Origin of the sequence: Marinobacter segnicrescens (assembly GCF_900111555.1) — a bacterium.
In the GTDB taxonomy this organism is placed as follows: Bacteria; Pseudomonadota; Gammaproteobacteria; order Pseudomonadales; family Oleiphilaceae; genus Marinobacter; species Marinobacter segnicrescens.
Genome location: NZ_FOHZ01000005.1, coordinates 135,300 through 152,122, shown reverse-complemented (window position 1 = coordinate 152,122; position 16,823 = coordinate 135,300). Strand labels below are relative to the sequence as shown.

General features: G+C 58.9%; 14 protein-coding genes. 7 read left to right on the top strand and 7 right to left on the bottom strand.

Annotated elements, in window-relative coordinates:
• Positions 1–25: 25 nt before the first annotated feature.
• Genes BM036_RS07420 through BM036_RS07410 form a run of 3 tightly spaced genes read right to left on the bottom strand, consistent with a single transcriptional unit; the run spans position 26 to position 5,059 of the window.
• Positions 26–3,118: an efflux RND transporter permease subunit gene (locus BM036_RS07420; protein ID WP_091850051.1), complete on the bottom strand. Its 3,093-nt coding sequence runs from the start codon at positions 3,116–3,118 to the stop codon at positions 26–28.
• The gene (locus BM036_RS07415) at positions 3,115–4,437 is read right to left on the bottom strand and encodes an efflux RND transporter periplasmic adaptor subunit (RefSeq protein WP_091850049.1); all 1,323 of its coding nucleotides are present in this window, start codon (positions 4,435–4,437) and stop codon (positions 3,115–3,117) included. Before BM036_RS07415 ends, BM036_RS07420 begins: the two co-directional genes overlap by 4 nt.
• Positions 4,421–5,059 (bottom strand): TetR/AcrR family transcriptional regulator, encoded by a 639-nt coding sequence (locus BM036_RS07410; RefSeq protein ID WP_091850047.1) that lies wholly within the window; start codon positions 5,057–5,059, stop codon positions 4,421–4,423. The genes BM036_RS07415 and BM036_RS07410 overlap by 17 nt, the downstream gene beginning before the upstream one ends.
• 202 nt (positions 5,060–5,261) lie before the next feature.
• Here BM036_RS07410 and BM036_RS07405 point away from each other — a divergent pair, with 202 nt between their 5' ends.
• A complete protein-coding gene (locus BM036_RS07405) occupies positions 5,262–6,593 on the top strand; it encodes a ferredoxin reductase family protein (RefSeq protein WP_091850045.1) in 1,332 nt (443 codons plus the stop codon).
• 32 nt (positions 6,594–6,625) lie between these two features.
• Here BM036_RS07405 and rnk read toward each other — a convergent pair whose 3' ends face one another.
• On the bottom strand, positions 6,626–7,012 hold the full coding sequence (rnk, locus tag BM036_RS07400) for a nucleoside diphosphate kinase regulator (protein ID WP_091850043.1): 387 nt from the start codon (positions 7,010–7,012) through the stop codon (positions 6,626–6,628).
• 294 nt (positions 7,013–7,306) lie between these two features.
• Positions 7,307–7,453 carry a hypothetical protein gene (locus tag BM036_RS20075; RefSeq protein ID WP_177186022.1) on the bottom strand — a complete coding sequence of 49 codons (147 nt, stop codon included), beginning with the start codon at positions 7,451–7,453 and terminating at the stop codon, positions 7,307–7,309.
• A gap of 118 nt (positions 7,454–7,571) precedes the next feature.
• Between BM036_RS20075 and BM036_RS07395 the strand changes: the two genes are divergently transcribed.
• Together BM036_RS07395 and BM036_RS07390 are read left to right on the top strand one after the other, a co-directional pair.
• Entirely contained in the window at positions 7,572–9,551 is a 1,980-nt protein-coding gene (locus BM036_RS07395; protein WP_177186021.1) for a methyl-accepting chemotaxis protein, read from the top strand.
• A 9-nt stretch (positions 9,552–9,560) separates the two neighbouring features.
• Positions 9,561–12,704, top strand: coding sequence for a bifunctional diguanylate cyclase/phosphodiesterase (locus BM036_RS07390; RefSeq protein WP_091850039.1), 3,144 nt, complete (start codon positions 9,561–9,563; stop codon positions 12,702–12,704).
• A 30-nt stretch (positions 12,705–12,734) separates the two neighbouring features.
• Here the strand turns inward: BM036_RS07390 and BM036_RS07385 are convergent, their stop codons facing one another.
• Entirely contained in the window at positions 12,735–13,448 is a 714-nt protein-coding gene (locus BM036_RS07385; protein ID WP_091850037.1) for a succinate dehydrogenase iron-sulfur subunit, read from the bottom strand.
• Between the two features lie 147 nt (positions 13,449–13,595).
• Here BM036_RS07385 and BM036_RS07380 point away from each other — a divergent pair, with 147 nt between their 5' ends.
• The 4 genes from BM036_RS07380 (at position 13,596) to BM036_RS07365 (ending at position 16,286) form a co-directional block, all read left to right on the top strand.
• The gene (locus BM036_RS07380; protein WP_091850035.1) at positions 13,596–13,799 is read left to right on the top strand and encodes a YgaP family membrane protein; all 204 of its coding nucleotides are present in this window, start codon (positions 13,596–13,598) and stop codon (positions 13,797–13,799) included.
• Positions 13,800–13,815: 16 nt separating this feature from the next.
• The gene (locus BM036_RS07375; protein ID WP_091850033.1) at positions 13,816–14,784 is read left to right on the top strand and encodes an arsenic resistance protein; all 969 of its coding nucleotides are present in this window, start codon (positions 13,816–13,818) and stop codon (positions 14,782–14,784) included.
• Between the two features lie 89 nt (positions 14,785–14,873).
• Positions 14,874–15,725, top strand: coding sequence for a selenide, water dikinase SelD (gene selD, locus BM036_RS20285; RefSeq protein ID WP_091850031.1), 852 nt, complete (start codon positions 14,874–14,876; stop codon positions 15,723–15,725).
• A 15-nt stretch (positions 15,726–15,740) separates the two neighbouring features.
• Entirely contained in the window at positions 15,741–16,286 is a 546-nt protein-coding gene (locus BM036_RS07365; RefSeq protein ID WP_091850029.1) for a nitrous oxide reductase accessory protein NosL, read from the top strand.
• A 276-nt stretch (positions 16,287–16,562) separates the two neighbouring features.
• Here the strand turns inward: BM036_RS07365 and BM036_RS07360 are convergent, their stop codons facing one another.
• A complete protein-coding gene (locus BM036_RS07360; RefSeq protein ID WP_091850027.1) occupies positions 16,563–16,742 on the bottom strand; it encodes a ribbon-helix-helix protein, CopG family in 180 nt (59 codons plus the stop codon).
• Positions 16,743–16,823 lie beyond the last annotated feature (81 nt).

Here is a 16,823-nt window from a genome sequence, read left to right as displayed (position 1 = left end):
GGGGCATTGAACCCGGCCTTTCGCGTCAGGACCCGTTATTCCGGGCCCAGCCCAGATCCTCAAGAATGGCATAGAGCGCTGGCAAGGCCACCAGGATCAGCACGGTAGACACCAGCAGGCCGAACACCACCGAGATCACCAGCGGAATCACCGCCATGGCCTGGGTGCTGGTTTCCGCCAGCAGCGGTAGCATGCCAGCCACCGTAGTGCTGGTGGTGATCAGAATGGCCCGGAAGCGGGCGCGGCTGGCAGCACCGGCGGCTTCCTGCGCGCTCATGCCCTGTTCCCGGTAGCTCTTGATGAACTGCACCAGCAGGATGGCGTTGTTCACCACAATCCCGGCCAGTGACGCGGCACCAATCAGTGACGGCATGGACAGGTTGTAGCCCATCAGCAGGTGCCCCCAGACGGCACCCATAAAGGCCACCGGGATGGCCAGCATCACGATGATCGGCTCCAGGTAACTACGGAACTGGAACGACAGGATCAGGAAGATTCCCAGCAGGCCGATCAGCAATCCCCGGGCGATGGACTGGCCGGTTTCCCGGGAGCGGGCGGTCTGGCCTTCTACCTGCAAGGTAATCTCCGGCCATTGTTCCTGAAGTTTCGGGAATACCTGGCTCTGCAAATCCGCCACGATGGCATCGGCGTTGGTTGTCCGGCTGTTAACATCGGCAGACACGGTGACCGTGCGCAGGCCGTCAATCCGGGTCACCTGCGCCCACTGACGTTCCTCGGTTATATCGGCCACCTCCCGCAGGGGCACCATATGGCCCTTGCTGGTGGTGATCACGGTGTCTTCCAGGAACTGGCGGGTGTTGCGCTCGGCGCTGGTCTGGCGCACCAGGATTTCGATGTGTTGATCACCAATCTGCACCGTATCCACGATATCCCCGAGCAGCCCGGTTCGAATCTGGCTGGCCACGTCGGATGCCGTCAATCCGAGCGACAGGGCGCGGTCGTTCAACGACAGGGTGCGTTGGGGCTTGCCGGGGCGAAGATCATCCAGCACGTTGAAGGTGCCGTTATAACGGGCAACTTCGTCGCTCAGATACCGGGCCGCGGCCTTCAGCTCATCCAGGTCAGTACCTTGCAGGCGCACTTCAATGGGGATGCCCGCGGGGCCGAAACCGGGTTCCTGGATATTGAGGGCGATCAGGCTGGGGATATCTCCGATCTCTTCATACCAGCGGTCGGTGAGGGTGGCCAGGTCCACGGTGCGCAGCTCCGCCGTCAGCAAATCGGCCATCACCGTGGCCACGTGGGCGCCTTTTTCACCGGCGTCGGCGTGCTGGTTGAAGCGGGTCTGGATGTTTTGCACCAGCGCTTGCTTGTCGGGCTGGTCTGGCGTGTATTCCTCGTTGAGCCGGAGCATGGCCGAGGTGATGCGTTCGGTAATGGCCCGGGTCTGGTGCAGGGGCGTGCCCTGGGGCATCAGCACCCGGGCTTCCAGTACGTCGCCGTCGATTTCCGGCATGGCTTCCATACGCACATGGCCGCCGGCCATCAGACCGACCGAGCCCAGCAGTATCAGCAGCATGGCGGCCAGTACGCCGTAGCGGAACCGGATAGCGCCGTCGGCCAGTTGCCCCACTTTCTCCCGGACGCTTTCAAAGCCGGTGTCGAAGGCGGAACGAAAGCGGGAAGGGGCCTTCTCGCGCCTCTTGCCCAGGCCGCTTTTAAGATGGTGAGGCAGTATCCAGAAGGCTTCGATCAGCGAGGCGGCCAGCGCGGCAATCAACACCACCGGCAGTACCTCCAGCACCGCTCCCAGCTCTCCGGCCAGAAACGCCAGCGGGATGAAGACGGAAACCGTGGTCAGGAAGGAGGACAGCACCCCTGGCAGAATCTCCCGGGTTCCTTTGGCAGCCGCCTCCAGCGGGCTGTTGCCGTCGGCGTGCCACTGGGCAATATTGTCGGTGATGACCACCGAATCGTCCATCACAATACCGATGGCCATAAGCAGGGCCACCAGGGTGATCATGTTCAGGGACAGGCCGGTGAGGGCCATCACCACAAAGGCACCGGCAAATGCAGCCGGCAGCCCGAATAGCGCCCAGAAGGCGAGGCGGGGGCGGAAGAACAGGGCCATCACCAGGCCTACCAGCAGCAGGCCGGTGATGCCGTTGCCCACCAGCATTTGCAGACGGTCCTTCACAATCGAGGTCATGTTCTGGGTGATTTCCAGCTCGACATTGCCGCCACGGCGGCCCTTTTCCTCGTCGATAAAGGCTTCCAGGGAATCCATCACCCGCAGGGCATCGTCATGGCGGTTTTTGTGGATCTCCAGAACGATAGCGCGCTGGCCGTTGAAATCCACCCGTTCCTCTTCCCGTTCGTGGGCCTCGGTGATGGTGGCAATGTCGCCCAGCGTCAGCACAGCGCCGGCTGCTCCACCGATCACAGGCAGTTCGGCCAGGGCCTGCAGGGAACGGCGTTCATCCACAAACCGCAGCTGGATGTCCTGGCTGTCGGTCTCGATGGTGCCCAGAGGCATGTCCAGGTTCTGGCTGTTGATGGCCCGGGCGATGTCGCGCACGCCCAGGCCATACTGGCGCAACAGTTCCCGGGACACTTCGATGTGCCACTGGCGCTGGGACAGGCCCACGGGAATCACATCGGCCACCCCGTCCATGGCGAACAGGCGGTCTTCCAGCTGGCTGGTGTAGGCTTCCAGGTGAGAGAAACTCATGGGCCCGTACACCGCGATGGCCGCGACCAGGCTGGTGCGATAAAGCTCCCGGATGACCGGGTCTTCGGCTTCTTCGGGCAGGTCGGTCAGGGCTTCGATTTCCGTGCGGATATCGTCCAGGAACCGGCCCATATCGCCCCGGGGTTCCATGCTGGCAATGGTCTGGGCCTGGTTGTCCCGGGCGGTACAGGAAACCTCCTTCATGTAATCCACCCGCTGTAGCGCTTCGCCCAGCCGCTGGCAAATGGCTTCCTCTACATCCGCGGCGGTGGCGCCCCGGTATTCCATGGTGATGCTGACTTCCGGCGGCAGGTAGTCGGGAAAGGTTTCCCGGGTCAGATTGGGGGCAGCGAACAGGCCCACGGCCAGAATCAGGATCAGCAGCAGGTTACCGGCGGTCGGGTGCCCCGCGAACCAGCGGATCATGGCTGATCTCCCGGGGCCAGCAGGGTGCCGTCGATGGCCGGAACCAGGTCATCCAGAACCAGCCGGTCTCCCGGTGCCAGCCCGTCATCGATAATGACATCTTCACCTTGTTGCCAGGCGACAGACACTGGCTGGCGCTGCAGGCGGTTGTCCTCGTCAGCAAGGTACACCACACCCTGATGCACGGCGCTGGCCGGGATGACGATGACAGGCTCCGGAGTCTGCGCGGTAATGCTGGCCTGTACGAACATGTTGCGGACCAGGGGTGGGCGCGCCGGCGGGTTGGCGTTGCGGTAGGGTTCGTCTACAGAAATAACGGCCTGAACTGTGCGGGTGGCCTGGTCCAGGCTGCTGGTGACCCGGGTGAGTTTACCCGGCCAGTGGACATCGGGCACGTTGGTGGGGGTTACCCGAATATCCAGGTCATCCAGGGGCAATCGATCATGAAAGTCGGTGAAGTGGTTGGTGGAACCCGTTTCCGGCAGGCTGCCCCCGGACAACTGCGACAGCACCCGGCGCAGTTCTGCCACTTCCAGCTGCACGGTGGCTTCGGCGCGGGTGATATCGTCGGCAATAAACAGTGTCTGCCCGGGGCTGACATGCTGGCCGGTGTCGATGTCGGCCTGGTGTACCCGCAGATCCCAGGGCGCTTCGAAACGGGTGTCGTCCAGGTCTTCCCGGGCACTGGCCAGGGCAGATTCCGCTCGGGCCTTGCGGGCCTGCAGGGTGTCACGCCGGACCGGAACCAGGTTCAGCTGGTTGCGCAGGGTCTGGACCGCCTGCTCCTGTTGCAGGGTGGCTCGTTGCTGCTCGTCGTACCGGGTTTGCGACAGGGCACCCCGCGCCACCAGGGTTTCAGCCCGGTCCAGCTCGCGCCGGGCCAGTGTTAACCGGCGCTCCTCCAGCTTCAGTAACTCGCCGGTATTGCGCTCTTCCTGGTCCAGCTGTCGCAGCTCCGCTTCAATGCCGGCCAGGTCCGCCCTGGCGGAGGCTTCGGCCAGTTCGTAACGGGTCGGGTCGATCTCAAGCAGTCGCGTGCCCTCTGGGATCAGATTGCCGCTTTCCAGCTCCGGGTGTTTCCAGATAACCCGGCCACCCACGTTGGCCACCGCATTCCAGCTTCGGGCCGGCAGCACCTGACCATAACCGCGGGCTTCGGTACGGAACTCACGGGGAGTGATTTCCATAATCCGCACCGGCGTTGCACTTGCCTGTGCCTCGACTCTTTCCGGTGGCTGTTTCAGCTTTACCATGATCACCACAAAGACAATGCCGGCAATCAGGGTCAGCGCCAGGGTCAGTTTATTTTTCCGGGTCATTGGTCATCTCCTGGAAGCTGGCGCTGTAAAGTTTGAAGATTCGGGGGGCAGTCTGCTCAAGGCTGGCAATTTCGCCGCTGACCATGCCCTGAACCACCAACCCCTGAATGGCCCCGAGGTACAACACCGCCGCCGCCTCGGTATCGATACCGGCGGCTATGCGCCCCTGATCGATGCCGAGCTGCAGTAACCCGACCACCTTTTTGCGGTAGCGGGCAAGGGTCTGACGGACGATGGTTTTGGCCGGGCCATTGCCGGGTTTTTGCAGTTCACCCAGCATCAGGCGGGGAATACCGGGGTGCCGGGCGATAAAGCGCACATGGGCGAAAAACATGGCCTCGAGGGCCTGGTCAGCGTGCTCGTGCCGGTCCGCCTCCCGGAACACCTGGCTGGTCAGCTGCTCCGAGACCCAGCCTGCCACGGATTCCCACAACCGGTTCTTGTTCGGGAAATGTTTAAACAGCGCTCCCTGCGAAAGCCCCACTTCCTCGGCAATCCGGGCGGTGGTCAGGGTGGCCGGGTCCTGCTCGGCACACAACTGCACAACCGCCTCAATGGTGGCGGACTGGCGCAGTTCGGTGCTTTGGTAGGTGCGTTTATCGGGCGCTTTTGCGATTGCCATTGGAGCTTCCCTGAAAGAAAGTAATCAATTGCTTTATTCTGGTAGGTGATTGCCGGTTACGCAAGAAGCAAGGTGAACAAGCCGTGGTTCGGGGTGTAGGTAAAAGCCGTGTAGAGGTCCCGCGGTTTGATTTACCTCAAGCATTACGATCGGCGGTAAGCGTAGTTTGCTATTTGTTGATGGCGACGCAGAGGAAATTGCCATGTCGCGTATTCCGTTGTTTTTCTGGGGGCTGGTTGCAGTCGTCAGTGCTGTCTGGTTCGCAGCCGATAGCCTTTGGGTGAGCCCGTTTGCTTACTTTCCTTTCCGGTCGGTGTTTGTGCAGTATTCCGGCATCCTGGCGGTGGTCATGATGGCGGTGGCCCTGGTGCTGGCGCTGCGGCTCCGGGTTCTGGAGCGTTGGGTTGGTGGCCTGGACAAGGTGTACCGGCTGCACAAATGGCTGGGCATTGGCTCGCTGGTGCTGGCCATGCTGCATTGGTGGTGGGCGAAGGGCACCAAGTGGATGGTGGGCTGGGGCTGGCTGGAGAAGCCGGCCGGCAAAGGGGCCGGGCAGCAACTCACCGGCCTTGAAGCCTGGTTCCGCGGCCAGCGGGGGCTGGCAGAAACTTTGGGAGAATGGGCCTTCTATGCGGCTGCCGTGCTGATTGTGCTGGCGCTGGTGAAGGCCTTTCCCTACCACCTGTTCCGTAAAACCCACAAATTGCTGGCGGTAGTTTTCCTGCCCCTGGCCTGGCACAGCTTCATCCTGATGGAGTTTGATTACTGGGTAGCGCCCATTGGCTGGCTGACTCAGGTCGCTGTTGTGGCTGGCAGTGTTGCAGCCGTTTTGCTGCTGGTTGGCTGGCCGGGCAAGGTTCGGAAGGTACCGGGGGAGGTGGTTTCGGTCACCCGATATCCGGACCTGAAAGTTTTCGAATTTCTGGTGAAGGTAACGCAGGGTTGGTCTGGCCATAGCCCCGGGCAGTTTGCCTTTATCACGTCGGATGCTGCGGAAGGCCCGCACCCTTACACCATTGCATCAGACTGGAACCCGGAAACCCGGTGCCTGAAGTTTGTGGTCAAGGAACTGGGGGATCACACCCGCCGGGCCAGCCGCCGGATCTGCGAGGGTATGCCAGTTACGTTGGAGGGGCCCTATGGCGGCTTTGATTTTGAAGATGATTGCCGCACCCAGGTCTGGATAGGGGCGGGCATCGGCATTACTCCGTTTATTGCCCGAATGGGTCGTCTGGCGGGCCAACCGGACAACCGCACCGTCTACCTGTTCCATCCTACGGCGGATGTCAGCGAGGAGGCTTTGGCAAAGTTGCGGGCGGATGCGGAAGCGGCGGGCGTTAACCTGGTCATTCGATGCAGTCGTATCGAGGGTCGGCTGACACCTGAGGATATCCGGAACGCGGTTCCGGGGTGGCAGCAGGCCAGCTTCTGGTTCTGTGGACCCGTGGGCCTTGGGGAAAAACTGTTCCGACAGTTCCGCCAATGGGGTGTGCCGGGCAGGCGCTTGCATCGGGAATTCTTCGATATGCGCTGAGCGCCCGCCGTACTGGTATTACGGGTTGTCGGTTACGCCTGCCGGGTAACGCTGACTACCTTCAGGTGCAGGGGTTTGCGGCCTTTCACCGGCCACTCGATGCTGTCACCGATGCTCAGGCCGATCATGGCGGCGCCGGCCGGGGCCAGGATGGAAATTTTGTCGGCACTGCCATCCACCTGGTGGGGGTAAACCAGCTGAAGGCGTCGCTCCTTGCCGCTGTCCTGGTCTTCAAAGACGACCACGGAATTCATGACCACAACGGACGCCGGAATCTCTGCCAGGGGCTTGAGGTCAGCGCGGCTGAGCTCATCTTCCAGCCCCTCGGCAACGCCGGTGGGGTCGTCGGTCTTCTCCAGCAAGGCGGAAAGACGGTTGTAGTCTTCTTCGGCAACAATAATAGCGGGTAAATCGGACATGCTTGTCTCCGGTAAGGTAATCGTGAATTTTGTTTGGTAGCTGGACCGGGCGCGTGCGCGAGCCCAGCGTCAGGAAAGTAACGCTGTAGGGAGGCCGGGCTTGTCAGGGATGACAATCCGGGAATGAGTCAGGGCAGTTTCAGGTCGCAAGGCAATTCTGGAATCAAAGGGATTTGACATGAATCTAACCCGGGGTCAGGAAAAGCGCAAACAGATTCACCCTCACGTCCGTGGAAGTACTGTGTCCGGGCCACCCGGATGCCGCTGGGAAGCCCGGGTTTTGAAGGTCGGGCCTCAGACCCCCTCGCGGAACAGCATCTCCTTGATACGCCCGATGGCCTTCATGGGATTCAGGCCGCCCCACGCCAGGCGATAGTCATTGGCCGCAACCGTGGCGCATACCCGTGCGGTTTTTCGTCGCAGAGATGGAGATCTTGACAAAAGTCATAGGTGCGCCAGGTATTGAGGTGTAGCTTGAAGCGATACAAAAATTATAAGACATAAACAAAAAGAATAAGGCGCGCTGATGTTTAACCATATTCTTCGTCCGGGGACTGCAATGATGCGCAGCCTCAGTTTCAGGAAAAAATTCGCTGTCATCGCTGTCGTGTTTCTGGTTCCGATGCTGATAATCAGTACTTTGCTCCTGAAAGAGTCCGCTGATTCCAGGCAGTTTACCACTGCCCAGCGAGCCGGCCTGCAGGACCTCATACTGGTCCGGGATGTGCTCGAGAAAGTCCAGGAGCATCGGGGCATGTCGGCCGCCTATCTCAATGGTGCCAGCCAGTTCGCAACCCCCCTGCAAGCGTTACAGACCGGGATCAGCCAGAGCTTGTCGCGGCTTGAAATGCTCAGATTCCCTCAAGAACAGCTGGTGAGCGGTCTCGAGAATGACTGGCACAGCCTGACAAAGGGCCTGGAGGAGATGACGCCCGCGGAGAGCTTCCGTAGACACGTGGATCTCGTGGAGGGCCTTTTTTCTCTTATTGACCGGATTGGTGAACAGTCAAACCTGATTCTCGACCCCTCTCCGGATACCTATTACCTGATCACCCTGGTCACCTCGTCCTATCCGGGAGTGGTGGAAATGATGGGGCAGGCCAGAGGTGTTGGCGTAGGCGTGGCCGCCCGGGGAAAACATACGGATAACAGTCAGACCAGGCTTATTGCTCTGAGCAGTCAGATTCAGCGGGACGGCAGAGACATCCAGCACAATCTGCAACGGGCAGAGAGTTTCAGGGATGCCGAGAGTAATGAGCTTGGTGTTTTCTCCCGGGAGGCAGATCTCGCAATCAAAAGCTACATCGGATTACTGGAGGAGCGCCTAATTCAGCCGGGCAGCCGGATGGCGTCACCGGACGAGATTGTGACGTTGGCAACGGAAGCGATTACGACCGTCTACGACCAGTTTGACGAACTGGTGCCCCTGGTTGACAGGGCACTTGGTGAGCGGGAAGCCAATGCTACCGGGGTTTTCAACCTGACCCTGACGGTCCTTGTGGTGGTTCTGTTATCGGTGGCCTACCTGTTCACAACCTTCTATCTGAGTGTACGAAGCGGTATTTCTGCGTTGATGGCGACTACGAGTGCTCTGGCCCGGGGGGATCTCACGCATCGGGTGAGTTCTTCGGGCAAGGATGAGTTGGCGGAGGCCGGCGCCTCGCTTAATGATATGGCGGATGAGTTCCAGAGCATTATCAGGCAGGTTTCCCAGTCGGCGGAGCAAACAGCCCAAGCCTCTGAGGAACTATCTGCGGTGACGGAAGAAAGTGCCGAAGGGGTCGGGCGGCAAAAGCGGGAAACCGAACAGGTGGCCTCGGCCATGACAGAGTTGTCTGCCACGGTCAGGGAAGTGGCTGAAAATACGGGGAAGGCTGCGGAAGCGGCCGGCAAGGCCAACCAGCAGGCAACAGAAGGACAGCAGCTGATTAATCGCCTCACTGACCAGATCAGCGATCTCGCAGAAGCCTTACGCAAAGCGACCGATTCTGTGAACTCGCTGAACGGATACAGCCAGGAAATCGGCTCTGTGGTGGATGTCATCAATGATATTGCGGAGCAGACCAATCTGCTTGCATTGAACGCTGCGATCGAGGCGGCGAGGGCCGGCGACAATGGCCGGGGGTTTGCGGTGGTGGCCGATGAGGTGCGGTCTCTGGCTAAACGTACCCAGACCTCGACCGCACAAATTCATCAGAGCATACAACGGCTGCAGTCGGGCTCGGGGGAGGCAGTCTCCAGCATGGAGCATAGCCTGAGCGAGAGCGATGCGTCTGTCGACATGGTCCGCCGGACCCGACAGGCGTTTGTTGAAATCCTCGCAAGCGTTGACCTGATCTCCGAGATGGGTACGCAGATCGCGAGCGCAACAGAACAGCAGTCGTCGGTCTCCTCGGAAATGAATGCCAATATTGAGCAAATCGCTGAAGTTGCTGAGCAGACAGCGACGTCGACGGGCCAGGTTGCACAGGCCAGCGAGAATCTATCGGAACTGGCTCAGAACCTGTCTGAGCAGATTGCCCGTTTCCAGACAGAATAGGGGCCTTGGATGAGACCGCTCGCAGCGCCAGGTTACCGATCACTGGCTACGCGCGCGCCCAACTGGCTTAGCAGCTGGTGGCCGTGGCTGCTTGGCTATGTCTTCCTGTCAACGCTGGGGCATCTTGTCCTGGATGCTACCTACGGGTTTGCCCTGTACCTGGCTAATGGGGGCGTTCTTCTGGCCGGGGCTATTACCCTGTTTGATCACAGCAGGAGAGGGTTTCACGCGTTTCTGGTTCTGGCAGCTCTTTGCGATTTCGTTGTAAAGGTCTATCTGGTCAGAGAACCCTTCGCAACTGCAGGTGTGGCCAGCGTCACGCTGGTGTTACAGGCATGGGCAGGATGCTGGCTGATCCACCTCAATGCGCCTGCGTCGAAGTTGCCCAATACGCTGGCAAGGGTAACCGGTTTTCTCCTTTATGGAGCGGCCATACCTACTCTGCTTTCAGCAGGTTTGATGCTGGCGCTGTTCAGGACAGGGCTCGATGGCGCACCCTATTCCATGGACGGCTGGCTGTTCTGGATCTGGTGGTGGGTCAGGCGAATCACCTCACTGGTCCTGGTTGCACCGTTACTTTTGCTACTGCTTGATCGTGTGACCCATAAGGCAGTGTCTGACCGATACCTGGATATCCGGTTTCTGGTATCGCTAATTCTGGGGGCAGCACTTTCGATTGTCGTATTCACCCACGGCACCATCGGAAGCGGTTCATTCCCGGCGCAAAGTTATCTGCTGATCCCTGTCATGTTATTTATGGCTATCTGGCTGCCTCTCGAGAAAAGTCTCGCGGTGGTGCTGGCTGTCACCCTGGTGGCCTACTGGGCCGACTCGGCCGGGGTGCCGCTGGCAGCCGGCCAAGGCATAGGCAGTATGCTGACGCTGTCGCTGTTCCTGGTAATCAATGCAGTCATTGTATGGATGCTGGGGGCGCTGATTCACGAAAGACAAAGCGCCTATCAGAAGCTTGAGCGGCAGAACGCAATCAGCCGCATGAAAAGTCAGCTCAACGAGTTTCTGATCAAGGAGGGCAGCACCCAGCCGCAGGTTTTCCGGGAGGCCTGTCGGATACTGGTTACAGAAGGGATGTTCTCCCGGGTCTGTATTGATGAGAGTTGTCTCGATGGAGTGGTGTCTGCAGGCCGGCAGACCTGTATGTACAGTGATAGCGAGGGGAAGGTGCGCGAGGTTGCAGATGTCAGTTCTGACTGTTTCATCAGTCCTGCCGTATCACTGGACGCCCCTGCTTTCTTTTCCTGCCTCGACAATTCCGGCAAGGGAGCCAGGGGCGACCAGGTCACTCATGCCGGAGTTTTTCCGCTCATGAAGCAGGGGCAGGCGTTTGCAACCCTGAGCGTGTTTTCGGCGGACCATCAGATCTTTGAACCCGACTTGTCCCGTTCGATTCAGGAGATGATCGACGATATCGGTTTTGCCCTTGCCATGTACGATACCCAGGCGCGCCTGAAGCAAACCGCTGAGGTGTTTCTGCACAGCAAAGAGGCCATCATGATTACTGACAGGCATGGGGGCATCGTGGATGTGAATGCGGCTTTCACAAAGCTGACGGGGTACTCGAAAGATGAGGTGCTTGGGCAAAACGCCAGGGTTCTGATCTCCGTCAAGGAGGACCGGGCGTTTTATAAAGACCTGTTTGATATGCTGGCCGTGAAAGGTTTCTGGTCCGGCGAGTTATGGAAACGCACCAGGGAAGGCAAGGCGCTGCCGTTCCGGGGTACCGTTTCAGCAGTATTTGACGGTGAGGGAAAGGTTCAGCATCTTATCTCGGTCATGGAGGATGCGTCAGAGCAACTGAGTTATGAGCAACGGATTGAAAAACTGGCTAATTTCGACCCTTTAACCCGTTTGCCCAGCCGGCATTATTTACGCACACAGTTCGAGCGATGCGTGGGCGAAAATGGTACAGGTCAGGCGTGGTCACTGGTGTTTGCTGATCTGGATGGATTCAAGCATGTGAATGATGCCCTTGGGCACCATATTGGCGACCGCTTACTGCAGCATGTGGCAATGCGCATGCAGAGCTGTATCCGGGCTGGAGATCTGCTCTGCCGGTTTGGAGGCGATGAGTTCGTCCTTCTTATAAAAGGTGACCGGAAACCGGTGAAAGAGCTGGCGGCCCGCCTCAGAAAAAAGGTGGCCGAGCCTTTCCAGATCGAGTCCTATGACATCCAGATTGATATCAGTCTGGGTATCGCTGTTGCGGGTAACGACGGGGATGAACTGGATACCCTGGTCCAGGCAGCCGATACTGCCATGTACCATGCCAAAGCCACCGGGGGCTCCAGGCACTGCTTTTATTCCCCGGCGATGAAAGAGGATGCCAGGACAAGGCTGACCCTTCGCAGGGAGCTTCAGATAGCGATTGACCAGGAACAGCTTTTTGTTCTCTTCCAGCCAAAAGTTGATTGTAGTAGTGGTCAGCCTGAGGTCAGTGGGTTTGAAGCTCTGGTTCGCTGGCAACATCCGGAGAAGGGTCTGATTTCTCCCGGCATCTTTATACCGACGGCGGAAGAAAACGGCCAGATCTCGGACATTGACCGGTGGGTAATGGAACAGGTTCTTGAGCAACTTGGGGAGTGGGTTCAACGGTATCAGGACCGGGTCATGCCAGTGTCGGTTAACGTATCCGCGAGTCTTTTCTCCCGCGCGCATTTTGCTGAAACCCTGTTGGAAATGCTCGAAAACGCCGCTGTTCCGGCGCACTTGATAGAGCTTGAGGTGACTGAGCATGTTGCCATGGCGGGTTTTCATCGAACGTTGGAGACCATGCAAAAGCTCAAATCCATGGGGGTCAGCCTTGCGATTGATGACTTCGGAACCGGGCACTCCAACCTAGCCTACCTCCGGGAGTTCCCGGTAAACAGATTAAAAATCGATATTGCGTTCGTAAAGGGCATTGAGCTGGACGCCAAAAAACAGGGGCTGGTTCAGGCCATAACCGATATGGCGAAATCGCTGTCAATGGATGTGATTGCCGAGGGAGTTGAAACGGACGCTGAACGGGAATTTCTTCAGTCTGTTGGATGCACCTGCTACCAGGGCTACCTGTTTTACCGGCCAATGGCGGCGGCGGATATTGATCTTTTGCTCAAGCGTGACGGTGGCCAGGCTGGCGTAATGCACGAGAAATGAGTGCTTGCCCATCTTCAACGCGATCCAGCCTCAGACCCCCTCGCGGAACAGCATCTCCTTGATACGCCCGATGGCCTTCATGGGGTTCAGCCCCTTGGGGCAATAGGCAGTGCAGTTGCCGATACCACGACAGCGAAACACGCTGAACGGGTCTTGCAGTTTTTCCAGCCGCTCGGCGGTGGCTGTATCGCGGGAATCTTGCAGGAAACGATGGGCCTGAAGTAGTCCGGACGGACCGATGTATTTCTCCGGGTTCCACCACCAGGAAGGGCAGGCCGATGAACAGCAGGCGCACAGGATGCATTCGTACAGGCCGTCCAGTTTTGCACGGTCTTCCGGGCTTTGCAGGCGTTCAATACCGGGGGCCGGTTTGTTATTGATTAGCCACGGCTGTATACGCTTGTATTGTTCAAAAAACAGGGACTGGTCCACGACCAGGTCGCGGATGACGGGCATGCCGGGCAGGGGACGGATTTCCAGTAAATCCTTATTGCCCAGCGCCTCTTCCACCGGTGTGATGCACCCAAGCGCATTGCGGCCATTGATATTGAGGCCATCGGAACCGCATACCCCTTCACGGCACGAGCGCCGGAACACCAGGGTGGTGTCCCGGGTTTTCAGATGCTCCAGAACATCGAGCACCATCCGGTTACGAAAACTGCCGTCCACCTCGACGTCCTGGCTCCAGGGCTGATCGTCGTGCTCCGGGTGGTAGCGGAAGAGCCTCACGGTAAACGGATTCATGGTGATCTCCTGGTCCCGAGTCAGGTACTGACTATCTGAGTCTAGCCAGTTTCTTTGATTCGGGAGCCAGACAAAATGACGCAGGTCATTGCACCGTCAGAATAATAGGGTGAAGGTATATCAATATGCCCTTGAGGAGGTGCCCCGATGACAGTCAACGAAGGTCTTCGCCTGATGGCCGGCGTGTTTGTATTGATATCCATCCTGCTGGCCCATTACGTCAGCCCCTGGTGGCTGCTGTTTACTGGCTTCATTGCCCTTAACCTGATTCAGTCTGCCTTTACCAAATGGTGCCCGGCCATGGCAATTCTCAAAAAGCTGGGACTAAAGGAAGAGAAGCCGGTCAGCTGAATAAAGGGCAATTACCATGTGGCCGATACTCGCCTGGATGCAGAAACACCTGATCTGGAGCATCCCCCTGGCCATGATCGCCGGGCTGGTATCCGGCCAGTTGGCAGACCCTGCACCGCTACGACTGGCCATTCTGCCGCTGACCTTCCTGATGGTTTACCCGATGATGGTGACCATGAACCTGCGCCAGTTGGTCAAGCGGGGCAGTGGAAAGCTGCTGTGGGTGACCCAGCTGATCAACTTTGTATTGGTGCCCGCGATTGGCTATGGTGCCGGCCTGCTGTTTTTCCCGGATGAGCCCTTTGCGCGGCTGGCAATATTGCTTACGTCCCTGCTGCCCACGTCGGGCATGACCATCTCCTGGACCGGGTTTGCCAAGGGCAACATGCCTGCAGCCGTGCAGATGACCGTGGTCGGCCTGATTGCCGGTTCCCTGCTTGCGCCGCTTTACCTGAAGGGCTTGCTGGGAGCTGTGATTGAGATCCCTGTCACCAGGGTGTTTGTGCAGATTGCGTTGATTGTGTTCCTGCCCCTGGTTTTGGGACATTTCACCCAGCGCTACCTGATCTCGAAACATGGTGAACAGGTGTTTCAGAAAGACCTGAAACCAAAGTTCCCTCCGTTTTCGACCCTGGGTGTTCTGGGGGTAGTGTTTGTCTCCATGGCCCTGAAGTCACAGGACATTATGGAGCAGCCGGAGGCGTTACTGGCTTACCTGGTGCCACTGGTACTGATCTACCTGCTCAACTTCACCATCAGTACCCTGGTTGGCAGACTGATGTTTCCCCGCGGTGATGCCATTGCCCTGGTTTACGGAACGGTGATGAGGAATCTCTCCATTGCCCTGGCGATTGCCATGGGGGTATTTGGAGCCGAGGGTGCCGATGCCGCCCTGCTCATTGCCCTGGCCTATATCGTGCAGGTCCAGGCTGCAGCCTGGTACGTCAGACTCACCGACCGGTTGTTCGGACCCGCTCCCGGCTAGGGTGCCGGGCCGGTTGATCGCGTGATTTGCACGCAGCCTGGTTGCTCCGTTATCCGTTTTCACTTTTTGTCGATCATAGGAATAGAACCTTGTCTGTCAGACTGACCGAATTCAGTCACGGAGCCGGCTGTGGCTGCAAGATTGCCCCGGATGTTCTCGACCGTATCCTCCATACCGGGACGCCAGAGTTCAGCGATCCGCGATTACTGGTTGGTAACAACAGCCGTGACGATGCCGCCGTGGCGGATATCGGCAACGGCATGGGCATTATCAGCACCACGGATTTCTTCATGCCCGTAGTTGATAACCCCTACGATTTCGGTCGCATCGCCGGCGCCAACGCCATCAGTGATGTCTACGCCATGGGCGGTCAACCGCTGATGGCCATCGCCATCCTGGGCTGGCCGGTGGATCGCCTGGCGCCCGAGATTGCCGGCGAGGTGCTGGACGGAGGCCGCGCCGTCTGTGCCGCGGCCGGTATCACGCTGGCTGGCGGACACAGCATCGACTCACCGGAGCCGATCTTCGGGCTGGCAGTGACGGGTCAGGTAGCGACTGACCGCATTATCCGTAACGACACCGCCAGGGCCGGCGACCTGCTGAGCGTGCGGGTGAGTGAGAAGCCGCTGGCAGCAGGCCTGGCGTTGGCGATCTGGTTTTTCTTTGTACTGATCTTTGACCTGGTATTGCTGGGCGTACTGGTGGCCAGTGAAGGCAAGCTGAACCCGGATCTTCTGCCCTGGTTGCTGTTGCTCAATCCCACGGATATTTACCGTCTGCTCAATATCGTGGCCTTCGAGGGTGGTGCGCAGCTGACGGGCGTGCTCAGCCTGGGCTCGGACCTGCCCATGGGGCCGGGCGGGCTGTGGGTTGCCCTTGCGGTCTGGTTTGTTATTCCCCTGGCCGGTGCCTGGGCCCTGTTCCGTAATCGTCGTATCTGAACCTGGAGTCTGTTGATGAATCTTTCGTTTGTAGTGCGCACCGGTTTAATCATGGCCTTCGTGGTCGCCCTGGCCGCTTGTTCCGGGTCGGAGGAAACGGCCCAGGCAAAGCCTGAGCCGGTTCATTTCGAGTCCGGCGATGAGTGCCACGTTTGTGGCATGGTGATCACCCGTTTCCCGGGGCCCAAGGGTGAGTCGATTTCCGGCAAGGAGCAGCAGGTTCGCAAGTTCTGCTCCACCAAGGATATGTTCTCCTGGGTATTACAGCCGGAGAACGTGAACCGTGACCATGTGCTGTATGTGCACGATATGGCCGGGACCGAGTGGGACAAGCCGGATGATGCGGCGTTGATTGATGCCCGTGAGGCGTTCTATGTGGTCGGGTCTGAGCGTACCGGTGCCATGGGGCCCACTCTGGCGTCCTTTGCTGAGGAGTCAGCGGCTGAGGCGTTTGCCTCGGAATTCGGGGGTGAGGTTGTGGCCTTTGCGGATGTGACGATGGAGCATCTGAGTTCCGGAGGTGGGATGTCTTCCGGGATGGGTGGTTCTCATTCCATGTAGTGTTTGTTTTGATGGTTGATTCGCAGGCCTGTTTTCTCAGGCCTGTTTTCTCAGGCCTGCGGGTTTGGGTGGAGGCTCATTGCCCCTGGGGGCTTTCGCCGCCGCGTTGGAGGGGCGTCCTGCCACCCCAACGCTTCCGGGGCATCCATGCCCCTGCTCTGAAAGCCCCCAGGGACACTGAGCCCGGACTTGATTGCTGGCCGCCTCACGAAATTGCAGGTTTGCCACTGAAGTGAACTCCTGAATCCCGCCCCGACGCGCCGTTCGCCAGAGTCCTCAGGATTCCGGATTCCTGCCTTCCGTTTCATAGCTCACGCCATGCTCCCGCAAGTACTCCCGGATCATCTGCCGCACCACCTGTGACGGGGTCAGGTCCTGTGAGGCGCAGAGTTGCTCGAACGCCTTCTTCTTGTTCGGGTCGATCAGCAGGGTCAGCCGCGCCGTCTTCTTTTCCACCACTCGTCTCCTGTCTGTTCTATTAACATTTAATGTTAATGTTTTTGGCCGATTCCGGCAATGCGGATTCCGGCCGAATCA